General features: G+C 64.2%; 8 protein-coding genes. 1 reads left to right on the forward strand and 7 read right to left on the reverse strand.

What is annotated here, in order from left to right:
* Nucleotides 1-212: 212 nt before the first annotated feature.
* The 4 genes from H3H36_RS26070 to H3H36_RS26085 all read right to left on the reverse strand — a co-directional run bounded on the left by H3H36_RS26070 (nucleotide 213) and on the right by H3H36_RS26085 (nucleotide 5,131).
* Nucleotides 213-1,958 carry a PQQ-dependent methanol/ethanol family dehydrogenase gene (locus tag H3H36_RS26070; RefSeq protein WP_182220947.1) on the reverse strand — a complete coding sequence of 582 codons (1,746 nt, stop codon included), beginning with the start codon at nucleotides 1,956-1,958 and terminating at the stop codon, nucleotides 213-215.
* A gap of 30 nt (nucleotides 1,959-1,988) precedes the next feature.
* Nucleotides 1,989-2,384, reverse strand: coding sequence for a DUF779 domain-containing protein (locus tag H3H36_RS26075; RefSeq protein ID WP_182220948.1), 396 nt, complete (start codon nucleotides 2,382-2,384; stop codon nucleotides 1,989-1,991).
* Between the two features lie 65 nt (nucleotides 2,385-2,449).
* A complete protein-coding gene (gene adh / locus H3H36_RS26080; protein ID WP_182220949.1) occupies nucleotides 2,450-3,970 on the reverse strand; it encodes an aldehyde dehydrogenase in 1,521 nt (506 codons plus the stop codon).
* Between the two features lie 225 nt (nucleotides 3,971-4,195).
* Entirely contained in the window at nucleotides 4,196-5,131 is a 936-nt protein-coding gene (locus tag H3H36_RS26085; RefSeq protein ID WP_311196699.1) for a beta-propeller fold lactonase family protein, read from the reverse strand.
* Between the two features lie 205 nt (nucleotides 5,132-5,336).
* Between H3H36_RS26085 and H3H36_RS26090 the strand changes: the two genes are divergently transcribed.
* On the forward strand, nucleotides 5,337-7,484 hold the full coding sequence (locus tag H3H36_RS26090) for a TonB-dependent receptor family protein (protein WP_182220951.1): 2,148 nt from the start codon (nucleotides 5,337-5,339) through the stop codon (nucleotides 7,482-7,484).
* 48 nt (nucleotides 7,485-7,532) lie between these two features.
* Here H3H36_RS26090 and H3H36_RS26095 read toward each other — a convergent pair whose 3' ends face one another.
* Genes H3H36_RS26095 through pedF form a run of 3 tightly spaced genes read right to left on the reverse strand, consistent with a single transcriptional unit; the run spans nucleotide 7,533 to nucleotide 11,286 of the window.
* Nucleotides 7,533-9,929 (reverse strand): TonB-dependent receptor, encoded by a 2,397-nt coding sequence (locus H3H36_RS26095; RefSeq protein WP_311196700.1) that lies wholly within the window; start codon nucleotides 9,927-9,929, stop codon nucleotides 7,533-7,535.
* Complete coding sequence (locus H3H36_RS26100; protein ID WP_182220952.1) at nucleotides 9,926-10,759, reverse strand: substrate-binding periplasmic protein; 834 nt, start codon at nucleotides 10,757-10,759, stop codon at nucleotides 9,926-9,928. Before H3H36_RS26100 ends, H3H36_RS26095 begins: the two co-directional genes overlap by 4 nt.
* 53 nt (nucleotides 10,760-10,812) lie before the next feature.
* A complete protein-coding gene (pedF, locus tag H3H36_RS26105; protein WP_182220953.1) occupies nucleotides 10,813-11,286 on the reverse strand; it encodes a cytochrome c-550 PedF in 474 nt (157 codons plus the stop codon).
* Nucleotides 11,287-11,576 lie beyond the last annotated feature (290 nt).

Below are 11,576 nucleotides of genomic sequence, written 5' to 3' on the forward strand. Positions count from 1 at the left end.
CTCCACGCTTCCTTCCCACAGTCAGTTACCCTTCCGCAGTTGCGCTTCACTTCGCTCACTGTGGTCAGCTCGCGGCGGGACTTGCACCCACAGGAGTGCGCCCATGCTGGGCGCACCAAAAAAAAACTGACGGCCGAAGCCGTCAGTAAAAAGAAGCGTTCAAGCGCCAAGGGGAGACTAACCGCGCATGATATGAACGCTGCCGACGTAAATCATTTTGCTGGCAGTTTGAACACCCACACCGAACCGCCCTGCTCCAGGAAGTTGACCTTCTTGGCGACTTCGCCGCCCCACAGCGGCACTGCGCCACCCCAGCCGGAGACCACGGCCACGTACTGGGTACCGCCATCCTGCCAGGTCACAGGAGGCGCGACCACGCCGGAGCCGGTCTGGAACTTCCACAGTTCCTTGCCGCTCTTGGCGTCAACCGCCTTCAGGTAGCCTTCAGGCGTACCGTAGAACACCAGCCCGCCGGCGGTGGTCATCACGCCGCCCCACAGCGGAGCGGAGTTCTTGTCTTCCCAGACGATCTTGCCGGTCTTCGGATCGATCGCGCGCATGGCGCCGATGTAGTCCTCGTTCAGCGGACGGATGGTGAAGCCAGCACCCAGGTATGCGCCACCCTTCTTGTAGCTGATCGGCTCATTCCAGATGTCCATGCCCCATTCGTTGGCCGGCACGTAGAACAGCTTGGTCTGCGGGTTGTACGCCATCGGCATCTGGTTCTTCGCGCCCAGGAAGGCCGGTGCCGCGAACACGGTGCTGCCTTTCTTGCCTTCAGGTCCGGTGGTCGGATCGCTCGGACGGTTTTCCTTCACGAAGTTCGGACGGCCCGTCTTGAGGTCGATGCTGGTGGCCCAGGTGATCTTCTTCACGAACGGGAAGGCGTTCTGCAGCTTGCCGTTGTTGGCGTCGATCACGTAGAAGAAGCCGTTGCGGTCGGCCTTGCCGCCATAACGCTTGCCGTCCATGTCGAAGGTGACGAACTCGTTGGCGCCGTCGAAGTCCCACGAATCGTTAGGCGTGTTCTGGTAAGACCACTTGATCTGGCCCGTCTTCGGGTCGATCGCCACGGTCGACGACGAGTACAGGTTGTCGCCGGGACGCAGGTGGCTGTTCCATGGCGCCGGATTGCCGGTGCCGAAGTAGGCCAGCTTGGTGGAAGGGTCGTAGGTGCCGCCCATCCAGGTCGAGGCGCCGCCGGTCTTCCACAGTTCGCCCGGCCAGGTCTTGTTGACAGTGCCCGACACGCCGTTCTCGATGGCGTTGCCGTCCTTGTCGTACTTGTAGCCCATGTGGCCTTCCACGGTCGGACGGGTCCACAGCAGTTCACCGGTCATCGGGTTGCGCGCCTCGACGCGGCCCACGATGCCGAATTCGCCGCCCGACACACCCGTCAGCAGCACGCCGTCAGCGATCAGCGGCGCGGCCGTCATCGAGTAGCCAGCCGCGTAGTCGTCGATCTTTTCCTTCCATACGACTTTACCGGTGTCCTGGTCCAGCGCCACCAGCTGCGCATCCAGCGTGCCGAAGATGACCAGGTTGCCGTACAGGGCGGCGCCGCGGTTGACCACGTCGCAGCATGGCATGATGGCGTCCGGCAGGCGGTGCTCATACTTCCACAGCTTGGCGCCCGTCTTCAGGTCGATGGCGAAGATCCGCGAGTACGACGCGGTGATGAACATCTTGCCCTTGTAGATCACGGGCTGCGATTCCTGGCCGCGCTGCTTCTCGCCACCGAACGAGAACGACCATGCCGGCACCAGCTGGCCGACGTTCTTGGTGTTGATTTGCGTGAGCGGGGAAAAACGCTGGCCTTCCGAGCCCATGCCGAACGACAGTACGCTGTCGGTGGCCTTGCTGGCATCGTTGAGCATGGCCGTGGTGACGTTGGCGGCGCCGTGCGCCAGCGTCAGGACGCTCAAGCCGACCAGCGTTGCGATAATTTTTTTCTGCACAATCTTCTCCTCTGTTCCCGTTTTTCGAATTTAGCTACTGTGTTTTACTGCGTGCTGCTCCGCGCTGTTGAGCACCGCCAGCTCCTCGTCCGTGAACAGGCGCGAGCGGGTCAGGAAGCGCTTTCCTGTGCCGTTATCAAGCGAGAACATGCCGCCGTTCCCGTCCACGACATCGATGATCAACTGCGTGTGCTGCCAATACTCGAACTGCTCCAGTCCCATGTAGAACGGGGTGCCATCCAGGTTACCCAGATAGACGTCCGTGTCGCTGAGATTGAAGTCCCCGGCGCCGTAGCACATCGGCGCACTGCCGTCGCAACAGCCGCCGGACTGGAAAAACATCAGCGGTCCGTGCTGGCGGCGCAAGCTCGCCAGGAATTCCAGTGCCGCCGGAGTGGCGGTCACGCGGGCGATGGCATTGTTCATGGGCTTCCTTTCACAATCCCGGCGCCGCGTGGCGCCGGGACTACATCAAGCGCTCAACGGCGGCCTCAGAAGAAACCGAGCGCGTTCGGGTTATAGCTGACCAGCAGGTTCTTGGTCTGCTGGTAGTGGTCCAGCATCATCTTGTGGTTTTCGCGGCCGATACCGGACTGCTTGTAGCCACCGAAGGCAGCGTGGGCTGGGTACAGGTGGTAGCAGTTGGTCCACACGCGGCCAGCCTGGATGGCGCGGCCGACGCGGAAGGCGCGCGAACCATCACGGGTCCACAGGCCGGCGCCCAGGCCGTACAGCGTGTCGTTGGCGATGGCCAGCGCTTCAGCTTCATCCTTGAAGGTGGTCACCGACACCACCGGGCCAAAGATCTCTTCCTGGAAGATGCGCATCTTGTTGTTGCCCTTGAAGACGGTAGGACGCACATAGAAGCCGCCTTCCAGGTCGCCCGTCTGCGCGTTGCGCGAACCGCCAGCCAGCAGCTCGGCGCCTTCCTGCTTGCCGATGTCCATGTACGACAGGATCTTTTCCATCTGTTCCTGCGAAGCCTGGGCGCCGATCATGGTCGAAGCGTCGAGCGGATTGCCCTGCTTGATGGCGGCCACGCGGGCCAGCGCGCGCTCGATGAATTTCTCGTAGATCGATTCCTGGATCAGCACGCGCGATGGGCAGGTGCACACTTCGCCCTGGTTCAGCGCGAACATGGCGAAACCTTCCAGGCACTTGTCGAAGAAGGCGTCGTCCGCTTCCATCACGTCTTCGAAGAAGATGTTGGGCGACTTGCCACCCAGTTCCAGGGTGACGGGGATCAGGTTCTGCGCGGCGTATTGCATGATCAGGCGGCCGGTGCCGGTTTCGCCGGTGAAGGCGATCTTGGCGATGCGCTTGCTCGATGCCAGCGGCTTGCCCGCTTCCAGGCCGAAGCCGTTGACCACGTTGACCACGCCCGGCGGCAGCAGGTCGCCGATCACTTCCAGCAGCACCATGATCGAGGCCGGGGTTTGCTCGGCCGGCTTCAGTACCACGCAGTTACCGGCGGCCAGCGCTGGGGCCAGCTTCCACACGGCCATCAGGATCGGGAAGTTCCAGGGGATGATCTGGCCCACGACGCCCAGCGGCTCGTGGAAGTGGTAGGCGTAGGTTTCGGAGTCGATCTGCGCGACCGAGCCTTCCTGCGAACGGATGCAGCCGGCGAAGTAGCGGAAGTGGTCGATGGCCAGCGGGATGTCGGCGGCCATGGTCTCGCGGATCGGCTTGCCGTTGTCGATGGTCTCGGCGGTGGCGATCAGCTTCAGGTTCGCTTCCATGCGGTCGGCGATGCGGTTCAGGATGTTGGCGCGTTCCGCTGGCGAGGTCTTGCCCCATGCGGCCTTGGCGGCGTGGGCGGCGTCCAGCGCCAGCTCCACGTCCGCTTCGGTGGAACGGGCGATTTCGCAGAACGGCTGGCCAGTGATCGGCGTGATGTTGGCGAAGTATTCGCCGTTGACCGGCGCAACGAATTTGCCGCCGATGTAGTTGTCGTAGCGTGCTTTGAATGGGTTAGCGACGCCAAGTTTGCTGATATCCGCGAGATTCATGTCATCCTCTTTCTGCTGTGGTTATGGGACCGTTCCGTGACGGCGTTGGTAAGGCACATGCTCCTATTCGCAAACACCGTGCCAGCACCGCCAATCGCCCCCGCTTCAGGGCCGCGCCACAGTGGGCGCGGGTATTCGCAGGGGATGTGAAGCACAATGTGGCGCTGTCACACTTGTTCAGGTTTGGAACAGGTGTGACACAGCCCCTGTGTAACTATCGGATCACTACCGGATCACCACGCCCCACGGCAGCTGCCCCACGGCGATGTCGGCCCGCTTGGTGGCGCTGGCCGTGTCGATGGCCGACACGCTGTTGGAACGGCCATTGGCCACGTACAGCGTGGCGCCATCGGCTGTCAGCGCCATGTTCCACGGCCGCTTGCCCACGGCGATGGTGTGGCTCACGGCATTGGTGGCCGTATCGATCACCATCACGCTGCCGTCGATGCCGTTGGAGACGTAGACGTGCGCGCCGTCCGGACTGACGGCGATGCCGTTCGAATTCTTCCCGGCCGCGACCTGGGCCACTGCCTTGCGCTGCTCCATGTCGATCACGTAGACCGTGTTCACCAGTTCGCACGCCACATAAGCCATGCGGCCATCGGGTGAGAAGCCCATGCCGCGCGGGCGCCGCCCCACCGCCACCGCACCCACCTGGCGCCGGCCCGCCACGTCGATCACATCGACCTGCTCGGCCTCCTCCGCGCTCACCAGCAGCCAGCGGCCGTCCGGGCTGAACACGGCGTGCTCCGGGTTCTTGCCTTGTACCTTGATATCGGCGAGCACCTGGCCATCGGCCGCGCTAATCAAGGTCACACTGTTGCTCTCCTCGACGGCCACGGCCACCAGCGCGCCGTCGGCGGAAGCGTCCACCCCTTCCGGAGATTTGCCCAGCGCGATGGTGCGCACGGTGGCGCCGCTGGCCGTGTCGATCACCAGCAAGGTGTTACTGACGGCGTCGGTCACGAACAGGTGGTGGCCGGCCGGATCGGCGGCGATCCCGCGCGGCCGCTTGCCGGCTGCGATCTCGCGCACCACCGTGCCGCTGGCCACATCGATCACGCTGACCGTGGAGGATTTTTCGTTCGGCACGTAGGCAAACGGCGCCGCATGCACCTGCGCGCACAGCAGCGACAGGGCGAATAAGGTGGAGGTTTTCACGGTACAGCCTTTCATCGGAGGTTGATCGAATATGGATCGGATGCGCGCGATCGCGCGCGTGCGCGATCAATCATGCAATCGGCGTGCCACAGCCAGCGATGCGGTATCGCGGCATGGCAGGCAAATTGCTTACATGACGGGCAGACTTGCTGGCGCAACGCGCCTGGAGCAGGCGTGAACCGTCAAACAACATGGAGACTACGACATGCAACACCCAACCTTCCGACTCAACGCCGTCGCCGCGCTATTCGCGGCCGGCAGCGCACTGGCGCCGCAGGCATTCGCCGCCGCCCCCGATGCGGCGCCCGACGCCGGCATGGGCGCCGTGCCCGACGTGGTGGTCATCAGCGGCAGCCGCGCCGGACATACCAGTTACGAATTGCCGGCCGCGCTGGACGTGGTGGACACGGCGCGCCTGCGCGACAGCCAGGCCCGCGTCAACGCCTCGGAGGCGCTGGTGGCCGTGCCCGGCCTGGTGGTGCAAAACCGGCAAAACTACGCGCAGGACCTGCAGATCTCCTCGCGCGGCTTTGGCGCCCGCTCCGCCTTCGGCGTGCGCGGCGTGCACCTGGTGACGGACGGGATCCCGGCCAGCATGCCGGACGGCCAGGGCCAGGCCGCCACTTTCAACCTCGACATGGCAGAGCGCATCGAAGTGCTGCGCGGCCCGTTCTCCGCCCTGTACGGCAACCATTCGGGCGGCGTGATCCAGCTCGTCACGCGCGAAGGCGAAGGCGCGCCGTCGGTCGAAATGAACCTGACCGGCGGCAGCAACGGCGCGCGCAAGGTGGACCTGAATGCGCAAGGCAAATCCGGTGGTGTCGGCTACGTGCTCGACAGCTCACGCTTCGACACGGACGGCTACCGCGCCCACAGCGCCGCCCGGCGTGATCAGGCCTATGCCAAGCTGACACTGGCCCCCATGCCCGGCGCCAAACTGAGCATCGTCGCCAACGGACTGCGCCAGGACGACACCCAGGATCCGCTGGGCGTGACCTGGGCCACCTTCCAGCGCGACCCGCGCGCCGGCGAGATCGACGCCACCGACACGCAATCGCCCAAGCGCACGCTGGCCGACCGCTACAACACCCGCAAGAGCATCCACCACGAACAGGCCGGCGCCGTGTGGGAACAAGCGTTCGGCGACGACCGCCTGCGCGCCACCGTCTACGGCGGCAACCGCGACGTGGTCCAGTACCAGGCTTTCTCCAAGGCGTTCCAGGCGCCCGCCAGCCATTCTGGCGGCGTGGTCGACTTCGAGCGCAATTTCCATGGCACGGACCTCAACTGGCTGCACGTGAACCAGCTGGCCGGCGGCAAACTCAGTACCACCTTCGGCCTCGAATACGGTCACTCCAGCGACACACGCAAGGGTTTCGAGAACTTCATCGGTACCCAGTTCGGCGTGGAGGGCAAGCTGCGCCGCGACGAGGACGACATCGTCTCGAACCTCGATCCCTACCTGCAGGCGGAATGGCAGTCCGGCCCGTGGCTGGCGACGGCGGGCCTGCGCCACAGCCGCGTGAAGATCGAAGTGGACGACCACTTCCTCAGCAACGGCAACGACAGCGGCAGCCTGACCTACAGCCACACGACGCCGGTACTGGGCCTGCTGTACCAGGTGTCGCCTAAGCTCAACGTCTACGGCAGCGCCGCGCGCGGCTTCGAGACGCCCACCCTCAATGAGCTGTTCTACTCGGGCACCGGCGCCGGCTTCAACTTCAATTTGAAGGCGGCCAACAGCACCCACCTGGAAGCGGGCATCAAGGCCCAACCGGCGCAGGACACCCGCGTCAACGCCGCCCTGTTCCAGGTCCGCACCAGTGACGAGCTGGTGGTCGACAGCTCCGTGGGCGGCCGCACCAGCTACCGCAACGGCGGCAGCACGCTGCGCCAGGGTGCCGAACTGTCGCTCGACTCCAGCTGGCGTTATGGCCTGAGCACGCGCCTGGCGCTGACCACGCTGCGCGCCGTGTACGACCAGGCCTTCGGCACCGTCCAGCGGGGCAGCCGTCTGCCAGGAGTGCCGAATGCGAACATGTACATGGAGCTGGCATGGGCCGACCGCGGCGGCCACCTGGGCGCCGCGCTGGAAGGCGTGGCCAGTGGCCGCATCTACGCGGAAGACGCCAACGCCGAAAAGCCCGCACCCGGCTACGGCATCCTGAATGCGCGTCTCACGGCCAAGCAGGAATGGATGGGCTGGACCTTCAAGCAGTTCCTGCGCGTGAACAATTTGCTCGACAAGGTCTACGTGGGCTCGGTGATCGTGGGCGACACCAACAAGCGCTACTACGAAGCCGCACCGGGCCGCAATTGGCTGATGGGCGCCAGTGCCCGCTACGGCTTCTGATGGCAGGTCAGACATGCGCGCCTTGAAAGCGCGCATGCCAAGTCCGCATCAGAAGTGATAACGCAGTCCGGCCACCACCGAGCGTGGTGCGCCGGGTGCGACAAAGCGAACCGGCGCAGCCTGCACGGCACCATCGAGCGGCTGCAGCAGGTGGCCATTCGGGAACATGTCCGGCGCCACAACGCCAAAGGTTTCATAGCGACGGTTCGCCACGTTGTTGATGCGCGCGTACAGCTCCCAGCGCTGGGTGGGGTGATAGTTCATGTGCAAGCCCAGCAAGGCGTAGCCGCGCACGCGCAGGTCGGCGGCCTGCGGCGCCTGTCCCGCCTGCGTGTCGGCGATCAGGCCATCCTCGTTCCCCTGCGTCAGCAGGTCCGACCTGGCCACCAGTTCCGCGCCCAGCGTCAGCGCTGGCGTGGTGCGCCAGTCCAGTCCCAGCTTGAACGTATGCCGTGGCAAACCTGCGATGCGGGTGCCAGAGGCCACCTCCACGTTGCGCACGCCCGTGAACAGGGTGCCGTCGGCGTCGTACACGGCTTGCAGATAGCTGTAGCTCAGGTGCGCCGTCAGGTCGCCCAACTGGCCGCTGGCGCTCAAGTCCGCGCCCTGGTGGCGGGTGCGCTTGAAATTGGAGAAGTAACCCTGTTGGGTGGTGCCCGTGCTGCGGAACAGAATGTCATCCTGGTTGACGGTGCGGTACACCGACAGCGTGGCGCTGGCGCCATGGCCGGCCTGCCAGCGCGCGCCCGCCTCGAGAGTGCGCGACACGACCTGCTTCAGGTAGGGGTCCGATTGCAGCCCGACGGGCAAGCGGCACGGCAGCGCCGGATCGGCGCAGCCTAGTTCGATCACGGTCGGCACACGGGTGCTCTGCGACCAGTTGGCCAGCAGCGATATGCCGGCGCCCGCATCATGCGCGACGCCGATGGCAGGATTGAGCTTCTGGTAGCTGAACGCCTCCGGCGCTTGCGCGTCGCCGGCGTTGACGAGCGTATTGGCCACGCGCGCCCGGTTGTAGCGCGCGGACGCCGTCACATGCGTGGCCGGTGTCACGCTCCATGTGTCCGAGCCATACAGGCCCACGGTGCGCGCGCTGCCGGAAACGGATGACGTGGGTTCACGCTCGGCGGCCGGATCGGCCAGCACGCCACGGTCGGAGGTGAAATAGGCGTCCTGCGCGAACTGGGCGAAACTGACGCTGCTGCGGTCAAAGGTCAGGCCGGCCAGCAGCTTGTGCGCCGCCACGTCGCGACTCAGGTTGACGCTCACGCCCTGGCTGTTCTGGCGCGTACTGGTCGTGTTGAACGAGGCCGGATGCAGCAACGCGGCGGAGGCGCGGGTGTAGCCGCAGCTGTCCGGATTGACGGCGCTGCCGTCGGCCAGGAAGCCGGCGCCGCAGTCGGCCACGTAGTCGCCGTAGGCTTCACTGATATCGCCGTTGACCGTGTCGCGCCGGCTGTTGCGCAGATAGGCATTGGCTGAAAGTTCTCCCGCCGGGCCCAGGTCGTGAACGACGCTGAACACGGCCTGGTGCAAGCGGTTGCGTGTCTCGTCGGCATAAGTGTAGATGGCGCGGCGGTTCGTTTCGTACAGCCCCTGGCTGCTGTCATCTCCGCGATAGCTGGGCAGCAGGCCATTGCCCACCAGGCTGCTGCTGCCGCTCAGAAGTGCGAGATTCCACTCGTTGGCGCCGCTGGTGCCACCCAATTTGAGGTAAAGATTACCGAGCCGGCCATCCGAATGTTCGCGCCAGCCACGGTCGTTGAACAGCGTGGCGGCCAGGAAGGCATGCCACGACTGGTCACCGCTGTAGCCGTAGGCAAGGTCGGTCCGGCGTTGGCCGTTGCTGCTATCGGAAGCGCTGATGTCCAGGCCAGGATGGGTCTTGCCCGACTTGCTGTTGAGTGCAAGCGCTCCGCCCAGCGAATTCAGACCGTACAGCGGGTTGGACCCGGGCGCCAGCAGCACGCTGCCGATGGCCGCTTCCGGCACCATGTCCCAATTGACGACGTCACCGAACGGCTCATTCACACGCACCCCGTCCAGGTAGACGGAAATGCCTTGTGAGCTGCCCAGCACCGGCGACGCGCGAAAGCCACGAAACGTCACATCATTCTGGAACGGGCTGCCCGAGATTTCATTGACTCCCACGCCAGTCAGCGTGCGGGCCATGAACTCGCTCAGATTCTCACCGGCCGATTGGCGCAACTCGCGCGACGACGCCGTCTGCACGGCGTAGGGCAGCAGGCTGCGGTCGATGCCCAGGCCAGGCAAGGGCGCGACGCCGACCACGTCGATCGACGCCAGCGCCAACGCCGGCCCGGCGGCCAGCTCTGGCAACGCCTGCGGCGCGGAAGCTGCGCCCTGCTCCGCATTGGCCGCAGCCGTCAGGAGTGCCAGCGCAACGGCTGTCGCCAGCCGCGTGCGCTGCGGCGCATGGTTCACGGCTGCACCAGATGCACGCCGTATTTTGCGAAGATGGCCTGCAATTCGCCGCTGCTGCGCATGTCATTCATGGCCGACTGCAGCAGCTTGGCCACTTCCACATCGTCCTTGCGCACGGCCATGCCGACGGCCCAGCCGGCGCGCGGCAGTCGCTGGAATTTGGCTTCATCAATGGGGAACGCGGGATCGCTCTTGAGCGATGCCTCGATCTCGGAACGATTGGCCAGCACGGCGTCGATCTTGCCCGCCTTGAGCTCCTCCAACGCCTGGCCCGCTGTGTCGAAAATGCGCACGTTGTCACGGAATCGACCATTGCCCTCACCCAGCAGCACCATGCCTGCGATCGACACCTTTTCCACGCCGATGGTTTTGCCTTGCAGCGAATCGAGGCCCGTGTAATTGGGGATGCTCTTGGCACTGTGAACCAGGCGCACTGTCTCCACGTGATAAGGCGCGAAGATGCGCACCTTGTCGTTCTCATTCATCAGCTTCGGTTCCACCGGCACGTGCAGCATCACGTCGGCGGGGCCGTAGCCCATGTAATGCCCCTTCCATACCATGTTGCGCAAATCGTCGTTCAGCTCTTCGCCGGCAGGGAATGGCAGCAGGCTGAGTTTGAGGCCCAGCTTGTGCGCCAGCGCCTGGGCCACGTCGACGTCGATACCGGCACTATGGTCGGAAAATGGCGCGAAGTCGTTGTACACCGCCACCTTGAGCGAGCCCGATTGCTGGATCTTGCTCCAGTCGGCACGCGCAGGGGAAACGGCGCACATCAGCACACCAGCCAGGGCAATCGTCGCGCTTGTGGCGCGCAGGGAGAACTTGAACATGAGAGCACCTCGGAATCAATAACGACCTGTCGGATAGGCTGGAACAGCGGGACTTATTTCACTTCCCGGCGGTCTTCCAGGTAGGTCTTGATGGCCCACATCGCTTCCTGGTTGAACACGCCCTCGAACGGCGGCATGTAGACGGCGCCATTGCGCACCTTGCCGTGGCGGATGGAGGTCAGGAAGTAGTTGTCCGTCTCCTTGTAGCAGGCCTGCTTCTTCTTGTCGTTCTTGATGTCGAAGCAGTCGCGGTCGAGCTTGCGCAGGTCAGGTGCGATACCGCCGGTGATGGCTTCCAGGCCGTGGCAGCGGGCGCAGTTCTGGTTGTAGGCGGAGCTGCCGATTTTCAGGGCCAGCTTGTTGCCGCGGTACGGGTTCTGGTCCAGCCACTTGTCGCCCACCGAAGGCAGGCCCGTGGTATCGACGGCTTGCGGCGTCACGTTACCGTGGGCGTAAGCGATCATGGAGGTCAGAGCGGCCGTAGCGAAAGCGGCGCCAGCGAACAGGGTGCGAATTGGATGTTGCATGATGGTCTCCTACCGTTTTGAAATGACTAATATCAAGGTAGTGAGCAATTGCCGTGCCATGCGCTTGACGGGCTGTTTCCCGGCAGTTTCCGGGGCGGGAGGCGTGCTGTTGTCCCATATTGGGACAGGTGTGACATGTCACAGCCAGACAGTGAATAGTGCAGACGAAAAAAAACCCCGCCGACACATGTCAGCGGGGTTTTTTCATAATAACTAGCTTGACGATAACCTACTTTCACACTGGTTGCAGCACTATCATCGGCGCAGAGTTGTTTCACGGTCCTGTTCGG

Origin of the sequence: Rugamonas fusca (assembly GCF_014042365.1) — a bacterium.
Classification (GTDB): domain Bacteria; phylum Pseudomonadota; class Gammaproteobacteria; order Burkholderiales; family Burkholderiaceae_D; genus Rugamonas; species Rugamonas fusca.